Source organism: Streptococcus parasanguinis, assembly GCF_001578955.1.
Classification (GTDB): domain Bacteria; phylum Bacillota; class Bacilli; order Lactobacillales; family Streptococcaceae; genus Streptococcus; species Streptococcus parasanguinis_U.
This window is the reverse complement of the sequence record NZ_KQ969693.1, coordinates 97,304-116,494: the sequence shown is the minus strand read 5'-3', so window position 1 is coordinate 116,494 and position 19,191 is coordinate 97,304. Positions and strand designations below refer to the sequence as shown.

The following is a 19,191-nucleotide window of genomic DNA, read 5'->3' as shown; positions in this document are numbered from 1 at the left end:
TTTTTAACTTGGGCGCGTAGCTCAGGTGGTTAGAGCGCACGCCTGATAAGCGTGAGGTCGGTGGTTCGAGTCCACTCGTGCCCATTTTGGAGAATTACTCAAGAGGCTGAAGAGGACGGTTTGCTAAATCGTTAGGTCGGGTAACTGGCGCGGGGGTTCGAATCCCCCATTCTCCGTATAATTTCGAAGTTTGAGATAACGTCTCAAACTATTTTTTATATTTTTGAAGGTTTTTTTCTATGTTCTTGAATCGTTTCTTAAAAGTTTTTAGTTTGGTGTTTGTTTTGACTGTTTCAGGAATTTTATTTCTATTCCCATCTGTTAGAAATGCTATTGTTTCAAAATCTTCTGATCTATTAGCTATTGTTGATAAGGCTGTATCGGTACCATTTGTTCTTGTTGAAACTAAGGCAAATGATTTTAAGAATTTATCTGAATTAAGTGATGAAAATCTTTCTTTGAAATCTCGTCTTTATCAAAATGATATTGATCAGTCAAAACTTAGTCGTTTGGAATCAGAAAATAAGGAATTGAAAGACTTGATGTCAATCAAAAATTCTTCATCTGGTTCTAAGCAAGTTGTTAGTCAAATTATTGACCGTAATTATAATTCTTGGGATCAGGAATTTGTTATTGATAAAGGTAGTTCCGATGGCATTTCTGATTCCATGTTTGTTCTATCATCAGGTGGCGTCATTGGTGTGGTAGAAAGTATAGAGAAAAATTCTAGTAAAGTAAAATTATTAGTCGAAGATACTATTTCTTCACAACACCTGACGTTTAAAATTGAGAGTCAAGGTCAATCTATTTTTGCCTTATTAAATGGTTATGACGAGAAGACAGGTGAGTTTCGGTTGTTGCAAATTGGAGATCCAGTTGAAATTAAAAAAGGATCTCTGGTTTCAACAAGTGGTTTAGGAAAATATAAGAGTAGTGACTTACCTCTTGGTACAGTGGCTTCTACTCAAAAGGCATCTGATCAGTTAGGGCAAGAAATTCGTGTGAAACCAAAGGCTAATTTAGATGTCAATCGTTATGTACTATTGATTGGAGAGTAGTGTGAAAGTCATACGTAAGTACCATTTTTTCCCTTTAATCTTATTCTTATCTTTATTTGTTGACGGACAGATCTCTTTTCTTATTTCTCGTTTCAGTCCAAACTCCTTTGAACCTACTTCATTTTTATTTCTATATGGTTTTATGTTATTGAGTCTCTATTTCTCTGAGATAGCTAGTATTTGGTGGGGAGTCTTCTTTGGTTTTTGTTTTGATGTGTATTTTTTACACACTTTAGGAATTACCTTCCTAGTATTTCCTTTACTACAGGTGATTTTTTATCGGTGTAATCAGATTATTTTGGTCAATCGATTGACTCGTTTTTTTACATTTTTATTAACGATTCTATTATTTCAGATTTTAACAAATCTTCTTTTGATTCTTTTTATCGGCATAAAATTTAACTGGATTACACTAATTATTTACCAAATTTTTCCAAGTTTAATTTTGAATGTGCTTCTAATGATCGTATTACAGCCTTTACTTGAAAAGATTTATTTATAAACTCGAAATAAAAATGTAACAATAGCGTAATATAAATTTTTAAAAAATTTGTTATACTAGTTAGTGTCTTATTAGAAAGGGAAAATTTATCTAATGAAGAAAAAATTATTTGCCACAATCTTATTGAGTACAGTTGCTTTATCACAAGGTGCTGTTGTAGCTGGTGTATCAGCTGACTCAACAGATGATAAGATTGCTGCTCAAGATAACAAAATCAATAGTATTAATCAACAACAACAAAGTGCACAAGCTCAGGTAGATCAAATTCAAGGTCAAGTATCTGAAATTAAAAAACAACAAGAAAATCTTCAAGCTGAAAATGACCGTTTGAATGAAGAATCTGAACGATTGTCAGCTGAGATCGATGAGTTGTCAAAAAATATTGTTGCTCGTCAAGAATCACTTGCAAATCAAGCACGTAGTGCTCAAACAACTGGGACTGCAACAAGCTATATTAATGCGATTGTTAGCTCTGGATCTTTGACAGAAGCGATCTCACGTATTTCTGCTATGAATGAAATTGCAGATGCTAACAACAAAATGTTGCAAGAGCAAAAACGTGATAAAGAAGATATTGCACAAAAACAAAAAGAAAACAACGACGCAATCAATACTGTTATTGCAAACAAACAGCAATTAGAAGATGATGCGCAAGCTTTGTCAACAAAAGAAGCTGAGTTGAAAGTAGCACAATTAAACTTGGCTGCTGAAAAATCGACTGCTGAAAACGAAAAGAATGCTTTGTTGCAACAAAAAGCTGAAGCTGAAAAAGCAGCAGCAGCGGCGGCAGCAGCTGAAGCAGCTTACCGTGCAAAACAAAAAGAACAACAAGCAGCTGTAAAAGCTTCTGCGAATACAACTCTTCAAGCACAAGTTCAGGCAGCGGCTCAAACATCTGCTGCAACACCAGCGGCTGCACAAACTCAAGCAGCAGCTCAACCTGCTGTTCAAACTCAAGCAGTGGCTGCACCGGTAGCAACTACTTCTCGTCCAACTTATAGTACATCTGCATCATCTTATCCAGTTGGTGAATGTACATGGGGTGCGAAGACATTGGCTCCATGGGCTGGTGATTACTGGGGTAATGGTGGACAATGGGCAGCAAGTGCAGCAGCAGCAGGATTCCGTACAGGATCTCAACCACAAGTTGGTGCCATTGCATGTTGGAATGATGGTGGTTATGGACACGTAGCTGTAGTTACAGCCGTTCAATCTACAACAAGTATTCAAGTCTCTGAGTCTAATTATTTAGGTAATCGTAGTATTGGTAACTACCGTGGATGGTTTAATCCAGTTAATGCTCAAGGTACTGTTACTTATATCTATCCAAACTAAGAATAACATCGAAGTAGAACATTGGTTCTGCTTCTTTTTTTGAGAGAAAATAGGTAGTGATAGATTTTGTAATTTCCATAAATTAATATTTGAATATTTGATTAAAAAGCGATAAAATGATTACAGGAGAAATTTGTGCTGACTGTACAATATGGTTTTAGATTTTACTGGAGGAAATCATGTCATTTTCTGATTTAATGCTCTTTGCTTTGTCGTCAAATCAAGAATTGGCTCAACGTGTGTCTCGTGAAATGGGACTACCGCTTGGAAAGTCAACGGTTCGTCAATTTTCTGATGGAGAAATTCAGGTTAATATTGAAGAATCAATCCGTGGGAAAGATGTTTATATTTTGCAATCCACTAGCTCACCGGTTAACGATAATCTAATGGAAATTTTGATTATGGTAGATGCGTTGAAACGTGCTAGTGCGCAATCCATTAATGTGGTGATGCCATATTACGGCTATGCTCGTCAAGACCGGAAAGCTCGAGCTCGTGAACCAATCACTTCTAAGTTGGTAGCCAATATGCTTGAGGTTGCTGGAGTTGATCGTCTGTTGACAATTGATTTGCACGCCGCACAAATTCAAGGTTTCTTTGATATTCCTGTTGACCACTTGATGGGTGCGCCTTTGATCGCCGATTATTTTGAACGTCGCGGGATGATTGGGAAAGACTATGTTGTTGTCAGTCCAGACCATGGTGGTGTGACTCGTGCTCGGAAATTAGCTGAATTTTTGAAGACACCGATTGCGATTATTGATAAACGTCGAAGCGTCGATAAGATGAATACGAGTGAAGTGATGAATATCATTGGGAGTGTTGAAGGCAAGACTTGTATTTTGATTGATGATATGATTGATACAGCTGGTACAATCTGTCATGCCGCGGATGCCCTTGCAGAAGCAGGTGCTGTTGAAGTTTATGCGAGCTGTACTCACCCTGTTTTATCAGGCCCAGCGATGGACAACATCCAAAAATCAGCCATTAAGAAGTTGGTGGTATTGGATACGATTTATCTATCGGAGGATCGTTTGATTGATAAAATTGAGCAAATTTCGATTGCGAAACTTCTAGCTGAGGCTATTGTTCGCATTCATGAAAATCGTCCTCTTTCTCCTCTGTTTGAAATCGGAAATGCCAAAAAATGTTAACAATAAGGAGGCTGGAAACCAGCCTCTTTTGTATAGGAGGAAATACAAATGGAAATCAGAAAATGGTTGGAAAATCTAAAAAAAGAAAAGAAACGGAAAAAACTGGTTCAAGCAGCTAAAGAACTAGAAGCAAAGGCGGATCCTAGTTTGCCCAAGAAAACTCTGCCCAAAAATCGTGCGGTAAAATAGGAAATAATTGAAGTGGAAAAAAAGTTAGGATTAGTGAAATTAGAAAGTTCTATGTATATAATAGAGGAACGATTCAGTAAAAGTGTCCAAAAACCGAATAGTTCTAATAGATGAGTATAATATATCTCTAATTCGTAATTATAGGGATCAAATAGGAAGAAATCTTAAACTTTTTTTAAAAATTTGATGAAAAAGTCTTGACATAGGAAGAATATCCTAGTATACTTATCATAGTTACGAAGTAACGAATATTTTTAAAAATTAAAAGGAGATAAAACAATGAAAAAAGTTTTATTATCATCAGTAGCAGCACTTGCTGTATTTGCAGCAGCAGCACCAGTATTTGCAGAAGGTGAACTTGGAGCAAATCGTTGGTCAAATGAATCAGGTATCTACGCAGACACTTCTAAAGACGCAACTGTACCTGAAATCAAAGAAGCTAACGACAAAGACCTTGGCACTAAGTCTGAACAATGGACTCGCGATGCTAACAAACTTAAAAAAGATGAAAATCTTAAAGTTGACAAAGGTGAAGTAGAAGCTCCTAAAGCTGATGAAAATAAAGAAGTTGCTAAAACTCCAGCTCCAGTAGCAGGTCAAAAAGCTCTTCCAAAAACAAGCGCAGTTAAATAATTTGATTATTAATTAGCTCATAAAAATATCACTGGGTCCTTGGGCTCAGTGTTATTTTTTAGAGAAAATACCTAATAGGAGAATTTATTTTATGAAACGTTCTGCAAAAAAAACATCTTCTGGAGGGAAGATTTTTGGAATTTTATTTGCTCTTTTAGCGGTCATTGTGATCGTAGTTGGATTCCTTTTCTTTAATCCATTTGGTGGAAAGGCCTCTAATACGGCTAAGAAAACAAATGGTTCTTCAACCAGTGCTTCATCACAGACTATAAAGTATGAACCTAGCCAAGAAGAAAAAGATTACCTAAAGAATCGTTTTGATCAATTGATTGCTGTTAACCCTGAAGCGATTGCTTATGTCTACGCACCTGGTACGGAATTGGATGAACCTGTTGTGCAAACAACAGATAATGAAACCTACTTGAATAAGACTTTTGATGGTGGGAATGTACCATATTTAGGGACTGTTTTCATGGATATGGATAATAAGAAAGATTTTAGCGATCGTTTGACTTGGTTGTTTGGTCATGCTCGTGGTAGTAAGGTTGGTGATCATCGTATGTTTAACGATGTTAACTTCTATGATAAACAGGATTACTTTGATCAACATCCATATGTTGTCATTGAAACACCAGAGCGCAAGTATTATTATGAAGCTATGTGTTTGGTCATTGTTCCTGAAACAACTGCTTTTTACCGTACTAGCTTTAAGGACGATAAAGACTTTACGACTCAGTTGAAGAAGGTCTATGAAGATGGTCAAACCAAGAATCCTAATATCAAGATCAAAGCATCTGATAAGTATTTAGTATTATCAACTTGTCGTGAAGAGGATGAAACCATTCGTTCTAACCTCTACCTTCGTCAAATTCCTGATTCAGAAATGAAGGATTTTGTGGCGAAACATGCTGATCAATTGAACTATGTGGCAACACGTGGTCAACAATAATGACTTGAAAGACTTAGCATTGCTAAGTCTTTTTTGTATGGAAGGATTTTTGAAATGTCCTTTGGTGGTAAGCAAAAGGTGGGGATCTGGCTTGTTCTTTTGCGATGGAGTCCTATTTATAGTATAATGAACATAAGTGTTTTTGGAGGTGTTCTATGGATTTAACGAAACGTTTTAATAAAAATCTGAATCGGATTGAAGTATCTTTGATTCGTCAGTTTGACCAATCAATTTCTTCCATTCCTGGTGTCTTGCGTTTGACTTTAGGGGAACCAGATTTTACAACTCCTGAACATGTAAAAGAAGCAGGAAAGGCTGCCATTGATGCGAATTTTAGCCATTACACTGGGATGAGTGGTTTGCTGGCTTTGCGTGAGGCTGCGAGTCAGTTTGTGGCGGATAAATATGGTATTCACTACCGTCCTGAGGAAGAGATATTGGTGACGATCGGTGCGACTGAAGCCCTGTCTGCAACCTTGACAGCAATCTTGGAGCCTGGAGATGTAGTATTACTCCCAGCGCCGGCCTACCCTGGTTATGAACCGATTATAAATTTGGTGGGAGCAGATGTTGTCGAAATTGATACGACAGCAGATCGTTTTGTCTTGACTCCTGAAAAGTTGGAAAAGGCGATTCTAGAGCAGGGTGAAAAATTGAAGGCTGTTATTCTCAATTATCCAGCTAACCCAACGGGAGTTACTTATTCGCGCGAACAGATGGTGGAATTGGCTGCTGTCTTAAAAAAATATGAAGTCTTTGTGATTTGTGATGAAGTCTATTCAGAGTTGACTTATACTGGAGAAGCGCATGTCTCTATGGCATCCTTCATTCCTGAGCAGACCATTGTCATTAATGGCTTATCTAAGTCTCATGCCATGACAGGCTGGCGGCTTGGCTTTATCTTTGCGCCTGCTGCATTGACGGCCCAACTCATCAAGAGTCATCAGTATTTGGTAACGGCTGCCGGCACCATGAATCAGTATGCTGCGATCGAAGCTTTGACGGAAGGTCGAGATGATGCGGAGCCAATGAAGAAGGAATATGTGAAGCGTCGCGATTATATTATTGAACAGATGTCCGCGCTTGGGTTTGAGATTATTAAGCCAGATGGAGCCTTTTATATTTTTGCTAAAATCCCAGCTGGTTATAATCAGGATTCCTTTGCTTTCTTACAGGATTTTGCGCGTGAAAAAGCAGTTGCTTTCATTCCTGGTGCTGCTTTTGGTCAATATGGTGAAGGCTATGTGCGTTTGTCGTATGCAGCCAGCATGGAGGTTATCAAGGAAGCTATGAAACGCTTGAAGGAGTATATGGAAGAACATGCTGGAGTCAATTGAGACCCGGGGAATTGTACTGTATAATCGGGAGTTTCGTGAGGATGACAAGCTGGTCAAAATCTTCACGGAGAAGTCAGGTAAGCGGATGTTCTTTGTGAAACATGTGGGAAAATCACGGTTGAATCCCATGTTGCAACCTTTGGTAACGGCAGATATGTTTCTGAAAATCAATGATGATGGGTTGAGTTATATTGATGATGTTCAAGATGTGCAGGTTTATAAGAAAATCAATGCAGATCTTTTTGCTCTTTCTTATGCGACCTATGTTCTAGCGCTTGCGGATGCCAGTATTCAGGATAATCAGGTGGATCCGGCCTTGTTTGCTTTTTTGGAAAAGACCCTGTCTTTGATGGAAGAAGGCTTGGATTATGAGGTTTTGACCAATATTTTTGAGATTCAGATTCTATCTCGGTTTGGGGTTGTCTTGAATCTGCATGAATGCTGTTTCTGCCATCGGGTTGGTCTTCCTTTTGACTATTCCTTCCGGTATAGTGGGGTCCTTTGTCCGGATCATTATGATCAGGATGAGAGACGCGCTCACTGGCATCCAAATGTTCTCTATTTATTGGGTCAGTTTCAAGCAGTGCGATTCAGTGAGCTAGAGACGATTTCCCTACAAGCGGAGATGAAAGCAGCTCTACGTCAGGCAATTGATCAGTTGTATGAGGAGTATGTAGGGATCCATTTAAAAGCTAAAAAGTTTATCGATTCCTTAAGTGATTGGGGAGCGATTATGAAAGATTCATCTGGAGGTGAAACATGAAAAAAATTGCAGTAGATGCAATGGGGGGCGATAATGCACCTCAAGCCTTGGTAGAAGGCGTGAATCAAGCCATTCGTGATTTTGATGATATTGAGATTGTCTTGTATGGTGATGAGACAAAAATCAAAAACTATTTAACAGCAACAGAGCGTGTATCGATTGTTCATACGGAGGAAAAAATCGATTCAGATGATGAGCCGACGCGTGCTATTCGTCGGAAGAAGCAAGCTTCTATGGTCTTGGCTGCCAAGGATGTGAAGGTTGGAGATGTAGATGCTATGTTGTCTGCGGGGAACACGGGTGCCTTGTTGGCAGCAGGCTTCTTTATCGTTGGCCGTATCAAAGGAGTGGAACGTCCAGGTTTGATGTCTACACTTCCAACGGTTGATGGTCGCGGGTATGACATGTTGGACTTAGGTGCCAATGCGGAAAATACACCAGAGCACTTGCATCAGTATGCTCTGATGGGATCTTACTATGCTGAAAATGTTCGTGGAATTCAAAAACCCCGCGTGGGTCTATTGAACAATGGGACAGAAGCTAGTAAAGGAGATCCTTTGCGCAAGGAAACTTACCAATTGTTATCTGAGGATGCGTCGATTCATTTTGTTGGAAATGTGGAAGCGCGTGATTTGATGGATGGTGTTGCTGATGTTGTTGTGGCGGATGGTTTCACGGGAAACGCTGTTTTGAAAACGATGGAAGGAACAGCTTTTGGAATCTTGAAGCAACTGAAACAAGCGATTGCTACTGGAAACTGGAAGGCGAAACTAGGAGCTTTTCTCCTCAAGGACCGGTTGAAATCATTGAAACAAACCTTGGATTTCTCAGATGTTGGAGGAGCGGTTTTATTTGGCCTTCAAGCACCTGTTGTTAAAACGCATGGTTCGAGTGATGCAAAAGCAGTCTATAGTACCATTCGTCAGATTCGGACTATGTTAGAGACAGATGTTGTTGGAAAATCAGTGAAGGAATTATCGAAGGAAGGATAAGGTATGAGTAAACAAAACGAAATTTTAGCTACAATTGAGGAATTTCTCAAAGACCGCAAGGGACCAGATTTCCAAGTTTCTTTGAAATCAGATTTGCGCAAGGATTTACAAGCCGACTCTGTTGAATTGATGGAATTTATTATCAATCTTGAGGATGAATACCAATTGGAGATTCCAGACAAGGCTATTGATGACTTTAACACGGTAGGAGATGTCGTTGACTATATCGAAAAACGAACTGCTAGTAACTAGTTGAAAAGGGATCGTTCAGAGATTGTTCTGGATGATCTTTTTTTCTGTCCTTTTTATTCGGTTTCTGCCTATATTGTACGGAAATTTATTGAAAATCCACTTTGTATGTGATAGAATGAAGGTGATAAAATACGAAAGGCGAACAAAGTCATGACCAATCAACTGATTTATACTGGAAAAGCTAAGGATATCTATACTACTGAGGACGAAAATGTGATTAAGTCGGTCTATAAGGACCAGGCAACCATGCTAAATGGGGCTCGTAAGGAGACTATTAAGGGAAAAGGTGTGCTAAATAATCAGATTTCGTCTCTTATTTTTGAAAAATTGAATGCTGCGGGTGTAGCTACTCACTTTATCGAACGTATTTCTGATACAGAACAATTGAATAAGAAGGTTAAAATTATTCCTTTGGAGGTTGTTCTTCGTAATGTGACTGCGGGTTCTTTCTCTAAACGTTTTGGCGTTGAAGAAGGTTTGGACTTGAAAACTCCAATCGTTGAATTTTACTACAAGAACGATGAGTTGGACGATCCATTCATCAATGATGAGCATGTGAAGTTCTTGGATATTGCCAATGATGAACAAATTGCTTATATCAAGGAAGAAACGCGTCGTATCAATGAATTGCTAAAAGATTGGTTTGCACAAATTGGTCTTCGCTTGATTGACTTCAAATTGGAATTTGGTTTTGATAAGGATGGCAAGATCATCTTGGCAGATGAATTCTCTCCAGATAATTGCCGCCTTTGGGATGCTGAAGGGCACCATATGGACAAGGATGTTTTCCGTAGAGATTTGGGTAGCCTAACGGATGTATATAAGGTTGTGTTAGAGAAGTTGCAAGACTTGAAATAATTTGGTTGAAACGGAAAACCTTCGTCTTCGATAACCTATTTGAATAGAAATAAAGGAAATAAAATGGATAAACGTATTTTCGTTGAGAAAAAAGCTGATTTTCGTGTGAAATCGGACTCTTTAGTAAAAGAATTACAGCATAATCTTCAGTTGAAAACGTTGAAGGATCTTCGGATTGTTCAGGTTTACGATGTTTTTGGTTTGGCAGAGAATTTGTTTGCGCGTGCGGAAAAACATATCTTCTCTGAGCAAGTGACTGATACTGTTTTGGACGAGGCTGCGGTTCAGGCTGATCTTGAGAAGTATGCTTTCTTTGCGATTGAAAGTTTGCCGGGTCAATTTGACCAACGTGCGGCATCTTCACAAGAAGCTTTGCTTTTGCTTGGTAGTTCAAATGACGTAACAGTGAATACAGCGCAATTGTACTTGGTTAACAAGGATATCGATGCGAATGAGTTGGAAGCTGTTAAAAACTACCTTTTGAACCCAGTGGATTCTCGTTTCAAAGATATCACTGTTGGTATTGCGAAACAGGATTTCTCTGAGTCTGACAAGACCATTCCAAGCTTGGATTTCTTTGAAACTTATACGGCAGAAGATTTTGCCAAGTATAAAGCAGAGCAAGGATTGGCCATGGAAGTAGATGACCTTCTCTTCATTCAAGATTACTTCAAGTCTATTGGTCGTGTGCCAACTGAGACTGAGTTGAAGGTGTTGGATACTTACTGGTCTGACCACTGTCGTCACACAACTTTCGAGACTGAGTTGAAAAACATCGACTTCTCAGCTTCTAAATTCCAAAAACAATTGCAAGCAACTTATGACAAGTATATTGCCATGCGTGATGAGTTGGGGCGTACTGAAAAACCTCAAACCTTGATGGATATGGCGACTATTTTTGGTCGCTATGAGCGTGCTAATGGTCGTTTGGATGACATGGAAGTGTCTGATGAAATCAATGCTTGCTCTGTTGAAATTGAAGTGGATGTTAATGGCGTGAAAGAACCATGGCTTCTCATGTTCAAGAACGAAACTCACAACCACCCAACTGAAATCGAACCATTTGGTGGAGCAGCTACTTGTATCGGTGGTGCCATTCGTGACCCGTTGTCAGGTCGTTCATACGTTTACCAAGCCATGCGTATTTCAGGTGCTGGTGATATTACAGCTCCGATTGCTGAAACTCGTCCTGGTAAATTGCCACAACAAGTGATTTCTAAAACAGCGGCTCACGGTTATTCTTCATACGGTAACCAAATTGGTCTTGCAACAACTTACGTTCGTGAATACTTCCACCCAGGTTTCGTTGCTAAGCGTATGGAGCTAGGTGCAGTTGTCGGTGCGGCTCCTAAGGAAAATGTTGTCCGTGAGAAACCTGAAGCAGGTGATGTGATTATCTTGCTCGGTGGTAAGACTGGACGTGATGGTGTCGGTGGTGCGACAGGCTCTTCTAAAGTTCAAACGGTTGAATCTGTTGAAACAGCTGGTGCTGAGGTTCAAAAAGGGAATGCCATCGAAGAACGTAAGATTCAACGTCTTTTCCGTAATGGGGATGTGACACGTCTGATCAAGAAATCAAATGACTTTGGTGCTGGTGGTGTCTGTGTGGCTATCGGTGAATTGGCAGATGGTCTTGAAATTGATCTAGACAAAGTGCCATTGAAATACCAAGGTTTGAACGGTACGGAAATTGCTATCTCTGAATCTCAAGAACGTATGGCCGTAGTGGTTCGTCCAGAAGATGTAGATGCCTTCGTTGCTGAATGTAACAAAGAAAATATTGATGCTGTTGTCGTTGCAACAGTAACAGAAAAACCAAATCTTGTCATGCACTGGAATGGTGAAACAATCGTTGATTTGGAACGTCGTTTCCTTGATACAAACGGTGTGCGTGTAGTCGTAGATGCTAAGGTGGTTGACAAGGATGTCAAGCTGCCAGAAGAACGTCAAACATCTGCTGAAAACCTTGAAGCTGATACTCTTGAAGTCTTGGCTGATCTTAACCATGCCAGTCAAAAAGGGTTGCAAACCATCTTTGATAGCTCAGTTGGTCGTTCAACAGTTAATCACCCACTTGGTGGTCGCTACCAAATCACACCAACGGAAGCTTCTGTACAGAAATTGCCAGTCCAACATGGCGTGACAACAACTGCATCTGTTATGGCGCAAGGATTCAACCCTTATGTAGCAGAATGGTCTCCATATCATGGTGCGGCTTATGCGGTCATCGAAGCCACAGCTCGTTTGGTTGCTGCTGGTGCAAACTGGTCTAAGGCTCGTTTCTCTTATCAGGAATACTTCGAGCGTATGGATAAACAAGCAGAGCGTTTTGGTCAACCAGTCTCAGCTCTTCTTGGATCCATTGAAGCTCAGATTCAACTTGGTTTGCCATCTATCGGTGGGAAAGACTCGATGTCTGGTACCTTTGAAGAATTGACAGTACCACCAACCTTGGTTGCTTTTGGTGTCACAACTGCAGATAGTCGTAAGGTCCTTTCTCCAGAATTTAAAGCTGCTGGTGAAAATATTTACTATATTCCAGGTCAAGCTTTAGCACAAGAAATTGATTTTGATCTTATCAAGTCTAACTTTGCTCAGTTTGAAGCTATTCAAGCAACCCATAAAGTGACATCAGCATCCGCTGTCAAATACGGTGGTGTGGTTGAAGCTCTTGCACTTGCAACATTTGGGAACCATATCGGAGCTACTGTTGAATTAGCTGACCTTGACACCAGCTTGACAGCCCAATTGGGTGGATTCATCTTCACATCGCCTGAAGAAATTGTAGGTATTACCAAGATTGGACAAACAGCAGCTGACTTTACACTTACTGTCAATGGTGTAACGCTTGATGGACACAAACTTGACAGTGCCTTCCAAGGTAAATTGGAAGAGGTTTATCCGACGGAATTTGCACAAGCAACTGAGTTGGAAGAAGTACCTGCTGTGGCATCAGATGCTGTTATCAAAGCTAAAGAAACAGTTGAGACACCAGTGGTTTACATCCCAGTATTCCCGGGTACGAACTCTGAGTACGATTCAGCTAAGGCCTTTGAAAAAGAAGGTGCAACAGTCAACTTGGTACCATTTGTCACACTGAATGAAGAAGCTATTGTCAAGTCTGTTGACACCATGGTTGACAACGTTGGAAAAGCTAATATTATCTTCTTTGCAGGTGGGTTCTCAGCAGCGGATGAACCAGATGGATCAGCTAAATTTATCGTGAACATCTTGCTCAATGAAAAAGTACGTGCAGCCATTGATAGCTTCATCGAACGAGGTGGTTTGATTATCGGTATCTGTAATGGATTCCAGGCCCTCGTCAAATCAGGTCTTCTTCCATACGGTAACTTTGAAGATGCGAGCAGCACGAGTCCAACCCTCTTCTACAATGATGCCAACCAACACGTGGCTAAGATGGTTGAAACACGGATTGCCAACACGAACTCACCATGGCTTGCAGGCGTGAAAGTTGGTGACATCCATGCCATTCCAGTATCACACGGTGAAGGGAAGTTTGTCGTGACAGCTGAGGAATTTGCAGAGCTTCGTGACAATGGTCAAATCTTTACCCAATATGTTGACTTCGAAGGTAAACCAAGCATGGATTCAAAATACAATCCAAATGGTTCTGTCAATGCGATCGAAGGTATCACAAGTAAGAACGGTCAAATCATCGGGAAGATGGGACACTCAGAACGTTTCGAAGACGGTCTCTTCCAAAATATTCCAGGAAATAAAGATCAACATCTCTTTGCGTCAGCGGTTAAATACTTTACTGGAAAATAAAAGGTATACAAAATGACATACGAAGTTAAATCTCTTAATGAAGAATGTGGTATTTTTGGGATCTGGGGACACCCAGATGCTGCAAAACTGACTTATTTCGGATTACACAGTCTTCAACACCGTGGTCAAGAAGGAGCAGGGATCCTTTCAAATGATGCGGGTCAATTAAAACGGTATCGTGATACGGGGCTTCTCTCAGAGGTGTTTCGGAATCCTGCTAACTTGGATAAGTTGACAGGGACGGGTGCGATTGGACATGTTCGCTATGCGACAGCTGGGGAAGCTTCGGTGGATAACATCCAGCCCTTCCTCTTTCGCTTTCATGATACCCAGTTTGGACTGGCCCACAACGGGAATTTGACCAATGCCAAGTCCCTCAAACGGGAGTTGGAAAATAACGGAGCGATCTTTAGCTCAACTTCTGATTCAGAAATCTTGGCGCACTTGATTCGTCGGAGCCACAACCCATCCTTCATGGGTAAGGTGAAAGAAGCCTTGAATACGGTGAAAGGTGGATTTGCTTACCTTCTCATGCTGGAAGATAAGCTGATTGCGGCCTTGGATCCAAATGGTTTTCGTCCTCTTTCGATTGGCAAAATGACCAATGGCGCTATCGTAGTTTCCTCTGAAACCTGTGCTTTTGAAGTGGTTGGAGCAGAGTGGATTCGGGATGTAAATCCGGGTGAAGTCGTGATCATCGATGATAACGGCATCACTTACGATAACTATACAACGGATACCCAATTGGCTGTTTGCTCAATGGAGTATATTTACTTTGCCCGTCCTGACTCCAATATCCAAGGGGTCAATGTCCATACAGCCCGTAAACGTATGGGGGCTCAATTGGCACGTGAATTCAAACATGAAGCAGATATTGTGGTCGGTGTACCTAACTCTTCACTTAGTGCAGCCATGGGATTTGCGGAAGAATCTGGCCTACCAAATGAAATGGGCTTGATTAAAAACCAATACACCCAACGGACCTTTATTCAACCAACACAAGAACTACGGGAGCAAGGGGTTCGTATGAAGCTCTCTGCCGTATCCGGTGTCGTGAAAGGCAAACGTGTTGTCATGATCGATGATTCTATCGTACGTGGGACGACCTCACGTCGTATCGTTAATTTGCTAAAAGAAGCAGGAGCAACAGAGGTTCACGTAGCAATCGGTAGTCCAGCTCTGGCTTATCCATGTTTCTACGGGATCGATATTCAAACACGTAAGGAATTGATTGCTGCCAATCATACAGTAGAGGAAACACGCGATATCATTGGTGCAGATAGCTTGACGTATTTGTCAATCGATGGCTTGGTTGATTCTATTGGAATTGATACAGATGCCCCAAATGGCGGTCTTTGTGTGGCTTACTTTGATGGAAAATATCCAACGCCTTTGTATGACTACGAAGAACGCTATGTGGAAAGTTTGAAAGAACATACTTCTTTCTATTAAGAGCAGTGCAAAAGAAAAGGAATGAAACAAATGACAAATAAAAATGCTGATGCTCCACGTCTCACTACTGACTAAAAGCTAAAGCATTTGTCAGTAGACGCTTTGCCCTATTGGACCAAAGCTAGAGACCTGACTAGTATTTTTAGATAAAATAATTGTTTATCTAAAAATACGTCGCACTCTTTCTCAAAAAAAGAAAAGGATTAAAAAATGACAAATAAGAATGCATACGCTCAATCTGGTGTAGACGTTGAAGCAGGTTATGAAGTTGTTGAACGGATCAAAAAACACGTGGCTCGTACGGAACGTGCAGGTGTTATGGGAGCTCTCGGTGGCTTCGGTGGTATATTCGATCTTTCAAAAACAGGTGTCAAAGAGCCTGTTTTGATCTCAGGTACAGATGGTGTCGGTACTAAACTCATGCTTGCTATTAAGTACGACAAACACGATACGATCGGTCAAGATTGTGTTGCTATGTGTGTTAACGATATCATCGCTGCAGGTGCTGAGCCCCTTTACTTCCTTGACTATATCGCAACTGGTAAAAATGAACCAGCTAAATTGGAACAGGTCGTTGCTGGTGTTGCAGAAGGTTGTGTGCAGGCTGGTGCAGCCCTTATCGGTGGGGAAACAGCTGAAATGCCTGGTATGTATGGGGAAGATGACTATGATTTGGCTGGATTTGCTGTCGGTGTTGCAGAAAAATCACAAATCATTGATGGTTCAAAAGTAGCTGAAGGGGATGTGATTCTTGGACTTGCTTCAAGCGGAATCCACTCAAATGGTTACTCACTTGTTCGTCGTGTCTTTGCAGATTACACAGGTGAAGAAGTTCTCCCAGAATTGGAAGGGAAGAAACTTAAAGACGTTCTTTTGGAACCAACTCGTATCTACGTCAAAGCAGCTTTGCCACTCATCAAAGAAGAATTGGTCAACGGAATTGCCCACATCACAGGTGGTGGTTTCATCGAAAATGTACCACGTATGTTCTCAGATGACTTGGCTGCTGAAATTGACGAAAGCAAAGTCCCAGTTCTTCCAATTTTCAAAGCTCTTGAAAAATATGGTGAAATTAAACATGAAGAAATGTTTGAAATTTTCAACATGGGGATTGGTCTCATGCTTGCAGTAAAACCAGAAAATGTGGAACGTGTTAAAGAACTTCTTGACGAACCTGTTTATGAAATCGGTCGTATTGTGAAGAAAGATGGCGCAAGTGTGGTGATTAAATAATGGCTAAAAGGATTGCTGTATTTGCCTCTGGCAACGGCTCAAACTTCCAGGTGATTGCAGAACAATTTCCAGTAGAATTTGTTTTTTCAGACCACCGGGATGCCTATGTTTTAGAACGTGCCAAGAATCTTGGTGTGGTTAGTCATGCCTTTGAACTCAAGGAATTTGACAATAAAGTAGCTTATGAAGAAGCGCTTGTTCACCTCTTGGATGAACACCAAATTGACTTGGTTTGCTTGGCGGGTTATATGAAAATTGTTGGACCAACCTTGCTAGCAGCTTATGAAGGTCGTATCATCAATATTCACCCGGCTTATCTCCCTGAATTCCCTGGTGCTCACGGCATTGAGGATGCTTGGAATGCAGGTGTTGCTGAGAGCGGTGTGACCATTCACTGGGTCGATTCTGGCGTTGATACCGGTAAGGTTATTCACCAAGTGCGCGTGCCGCGCCTTGAAGGGGATACCCTTGATACTTTCGAAACTCGCATCCATGAAACAGAGTACAAGCTCTATCCAGAAGTGTTGGATGTTTTGGGAGTGGAGAGAAAATAAGAAGGAAATCAAGTTTTGATTGTGTAATCTTGGTAGGAGAAAAATGATTAATCTGAAGTTAGTAGATGAGAGCAGTTTTCAGGCAGTGCTGGATTTGAAAATATCTGAAGCTGATGAACGAGCACGTTTTGTAGCTCCCAATGTGCGTTCTTTAGCTGACGCATGGCTCTACCGAGAGAATGGGGATGTGTTTCCAATGGCAATCTATTGGAATGAGCTAGTAGTTGGTTTTCTACTGTTGGAAATAGATAAGGATGAGGCAGAATACTTTATCTGGCGGATAATGATTGGCCAGCAGTACCAAGGAAAAGGTTATGGACGAAAAGCCTTGGAAGCTCTGATCAAAGAGGCTCAGATGGATAGAGATTGCAATCATATTATCGCAGATTATGTAGTTGGAAATGAAAAAATGAAGTACCTGCTGACTAGTTTGGGTTTTCAGGAAACAGGATTTATAGAAGAAAATAACGAAGTCGCTATGCGGTTGGATCTAAAGAAAGAGGAATAGAATGACTAAACGCGCACTAATTAGTGTTTCAGACAAAGCGGGCATCGTTGAATTTGCCCAAGAACTCAAAAAACTCGGTTGGGACATCATCTCGACAGGTGGGACTAAAGTTGCCCTTGACAATGCTGGTGTTGATACCATTGCTATCGACGATGTGACTGGTTTCCCAGAAATGATGGACGGTCGTGTGAAGACTCTCCACCCAAATATTCACGGTGGTCTTCTTGCTCGTCGTGATCTCGATAGCCACCTTCAAGCGGCTAAAGACAATAATATCGAATTGATTGACCTTGTTGTGGTCAACCTTTACCCATTCAAGGAAACCATCCTTAAACCAGACGTAACATACGCTGACGCAGTTGAAAATATCGATATCGGTGGTCCATCAATGCTTCGTTCAGCAGCGAAAAACCACGCTAGCGTAACGGTTGTGGTAGACCCAGCTGACTATGCTGTGGTGCTTGACGAGTTGGCAGCCAACGGCGAAACCACATACGAAACTCGCCAACGGTTGGCAGCGAAAGTCTTCCGCCATACAGCAGCCTATGATGCTTTGATCGCAGAATATTTCACTGCTCAAGTGGGTGAAGAAAAACCTGAAAAACTCACTTTGACTTATGATCTTAAGCAACCAATGCGTTACGGGGAAAATCCTCAACAAGATGCAGACTTCTACCAAAAAGCTTTGCCAACGGATTACTCCATCGCTTCAGCGAAACAGTTGAACGGTAAAGAATTGTCCTTCAACAATATCCGTGATGCTGATGCCGCTATCCGGATCATCCGTGATTTCAAAGACCGTCCAACCGTTGTGGCTCTCAAACACATGAACCCATGTGGGATCGGTCAAGCAGATGACATCGAGACTGCTTGGGACTATGCGTATGAGTCTGATCCAGTATCCATCTTTGGTGGAATCGTCGTTCTCAACCGTGAAGTAGACGCTGCGACAGCTCAAAAAATGCACGGAGTTTTCCTTGAAATCATCATTGCACCAAGCTATACAGATGAAGCGCTTGAAATCTTGACTACCAAGAAGAAAAACTTGCGGATTCTTGAGCTACCGTTTGATGCTCAAGATGCTAGTGAAGTGGAAGCAGAATACACTGGTGTTGTTGGTGGTCTCCTCGTTCAAAACCAAGACGTGGTGAAAGAAAGTCCAGCTGACTGGCAAGTGGTTACCAAACGCCAACCAACTGAGACAGAAGCGACAGCTCTTGAGTTTGCTTGGAAGGCTATCAAGTACGTCAAATCAAATGGGATCATCGTGACGAACGACCACATGACACTTGGTGTTGGCCCTGGTCAAACAAACCGTGTGGCTTCAGTTCGTATTGCTATTGACCAAGCTAAAGACCGTCTTGACGGCGCTGTTCTTGCTTCAGATGCCTTCTTCCCATTTGCGGATAATGTGGAAGAAATCGCTAAAGCAGGGATTAAAGCGATCATCCAGCCAGGTGGATCAGTTCGTGACCAAGAGTCTATCGAAGCGGCTGATAAATATGGCTTGACCATGATCTTTACAGGCGTGAGACATTTTAGACATTAATCAAAAAAGGCACTCATTCAACGATGAGTGTCTTTTATGCTGATTAAGAAGACCTTAATCTGGGTAGATGTAGGTGACGGTTCC

18 protein-coding genes and 2 tRNA genes are annotated in these 19,191 nt (G+C 41.1%); all 20 read left to right on the top strand.

Annotated features, from left to right (window positions below):
- Positions 1-10: 10 nt before the first annotated feature.
- The 20 genes from SPADD19_RS10200 (at position 11) to purH (ending at position 19,107) form a co-directional block, all read left to right on the top strand.
- A tRNA-Ile gene (locus SPADD19_RS10200) sits at positions 11-84 on the top strand.
- 4 nt (positions 85-88) lie between these two features.
- Positions 89-176 (top strand) — tRNA-Ser (locus SPADD19_RS10195).
- A gap of 63 nt (positions 177-239) precedes the next feature.
- The gene (mreC, locus tag SPADD19_RS10190) at positions 240-1,058 is read left to right on the top strand and encodes a rod shape-determining protein MreC (protein WP_061455930.1); all 819 of its coding nucleotides are present in this window, start codon (positions 240-242) and stop codon (positions 1,056-1,058) included.
- Position 1,059: 1 nt separating this feature from the next.
- Complete coding sequence (gene mreD, locus SPADD19_RS10185; RefSeq protein WP_024054580.1) at positions 1,060-1,560, top strand: rod shape-determining protein MreD; 501 nt, start codon at positions 1,060-1,062, stop codon at positions 1,558-1,560.
- Between the two features lie 93 nt (positions 1,561-1,653).
- The gene (pcsB, locus tag SPADD19_RS10180; protein WP_061455929.1) at positions 1,654-2,895 is read left to right on the top strand and encodes a peptidoglycan hydrolase PcsB; all 1,242 of its coding nucleotides are present in this window, start codon (positions 1,654-1,656) and stop codon (positions 2,893-2,895) included.
- Positions 2,896-3,074: 179 nt separating this feature from the next.
- A complete protein-coding gene (locus SPADD19_RS10175) occupies positions 3,075-4,049 on the top strand; it encodes a ribose-phosphate diphosphokinase (protein ID WP_003002322.1) in 975 nt (324 codons plus the stop codon).
- A gap of 48 nt (positions 4,050-4,097) precedes the next feature.
- Complete coding sequence (locus SPADD19_RS12085; protein WP_164905866.1) at positions 4,098-4,238, top strand: hypothetical protein; 141 nt, start codon at positions 4,098-4,100, stop codon at positions 4,236-4,238.
- A gap of 279 nt (positions 4,239-4,517) precedes the next feature.
- A complete protein-coding gene (locus SPADD19_RS13115) occupies positions 4,518-4,871 on the top strand; it encodes an LPKTxAVK-anchored surface protein (RefSeq protein ID WP_049498191.1) in 354 nt (117 codons plus the stop codon).
- Positions 4,872-4,962: 91 nt separating this feature from the next.
- Positions 4,963-5,820 carry a class B sortase, LPKTxAVK-specific gene (gene srtB / locus SPADD19_RS10165; RefSeq protein WP_049498192.1) on the top strand — a complete coding sequence of 286 codons (858 nt, stop codon included), beginning with the start codon at positions 4,963-4,965 and terminating at the stop codon, positions 5,818-5,820.
- A 155-nt stretch (positions 5,821-5,975) separates the two neighbouring features.
- Complete coding sequence (locus SPADD19_RS10160) at positions 5,976-7,157, top strand: pyridoxal phosphate-dependent aminotransferase (protein ID WP_049498193.1); 1,182 nt, start codon at positions 5,976-5,978, stop codon at positions 7,155-7,157.
- Complete coding sequence (gene recO / locus SPADD19_RS10155; RefSeq protein ID WP_061455928.1) at positions 7,141-7,920, top strand: DNA repair protein RecO; 780 nt, start codon at positions 7,141-7,143, stop codon at positions 7,918-7,920. Before SPADD19_RS10160 ends, recO begins: the two co-directional genes overlap by 17 nt.
- Positions 7,917-8,912 carry a phosphate acyltransferase PlsX gene (gene plsX / locus SPADD19_RS10150; RefSeq protein WP_061455927.1) on the top strand — a complete coding sequence of 332 codons (996 nt, stop codon included), beginning with the start codon at positions 7,917-7,919 and terminating at the stop codon, positions 8,910-8,912. Before recO ends, plsX begins: the two co-directional genes overlap by 4 nt.
- 3 nt (positions 8,913-8,915) lie before the next feature.
- Complete coding sequence (locus tag SPADD19_RS10145; protein ID WP_023920024.1) at positions 8,916-9,164, top strand: phosphopantetheine-binding protein; 249 nt, start codon at positions 8,916-8,918, stop codon at positions 9,162-9,164.
- 150 nt (positions 9,165-9,314) lie between these two features.
- Complete coding sequence (gene purC, locus SPADD19_RS10140; protein ID WP_049523106.1) at positions 9,315-10,022, top strand: phosphoribosylaminoimidazolesuccinocarboxamide synthase; 708 nt, start codon at positions 9,315-9,317, stop codon at positions 10,020-10,022.
- A 63-nt stretch (positions 10,023-10,085) separates the two neighbouring features.
- Entirely contained in the window at positions 10,086-13,811 is a 3,726-nt protein-coding gene (locus SPADD19_RS10135) for a phosphoribosylformylglycinamidine synthase (RefSeq protein ID WP_061455926.1), read from the top strand.
- Between the two features lie 12 nt (positions 13,812-13,823).
- Positions 13,824-15,263, top strand: coding sequence for an amidophosphoribosyltransferase (gene purF, locus SPADD19_RS10130; protein ID WP_061455925.1), 1,440 nt, complete (start codon positions 13,824-13,826; stop codon positions 15,261-15,263).
- 210 nt (positions 15,264-15,473) lie between these two features.
- Positions 15,474-16,496: a phosphoribosylformylglycinamidine cyclo-ligase gene (purM, locus tag SPADD19_RS10125; RefSeq protein ID WP_061455924.1), complete on the top strand. Its 1,023-nt coding sequence runs from the start codon at positions 15,474-15,476 to the stop codon at positions 16,494-16,496.
- Complete coding sequence (gene purN, locus SPADD19_RS10120; protein ID WP_061455923.1) at positions 16,496-17,050, top strand: phosphoribosylglycinamide formyltransferase; 555 nt, start codon at positions 16,496-16,498, stop codon at positions 17,048-17,050. The genes purM and purN overlap by 1 nt, the downstream gene beginning before the upstream one ends.
- Positions 17,051-17,093: 43 nt before the next feature.
- On the top strand, positions 17,094-17,558 hold the full coding sequence (locus tag SPADD19_RS10115) for a GNAT family N-acetyltransferase (RefSeq protein WP_061455922.1): 465 nt from the start codon (positions 17,094-17,096) through the stop codon (positions 17,556-17,558).
- Between the two features lies 1 nt (position 17,559).
- Positions 17,560-19,107, top strand: coding sequence for a bifunctional phosphoribosylaminoimidazolecarboxamide formyltransferase/IMP cyclohydrolase (gene purH / locus SPADD19_RS10110; RefSeq protein ID WP_061455921.1), 1,548 nt, complete (start codon positions 17,560-17,562; stop codon positions 19,105-19,107).
- Positions 19,108-19,191: the final 84 nt, after the last annotated feature.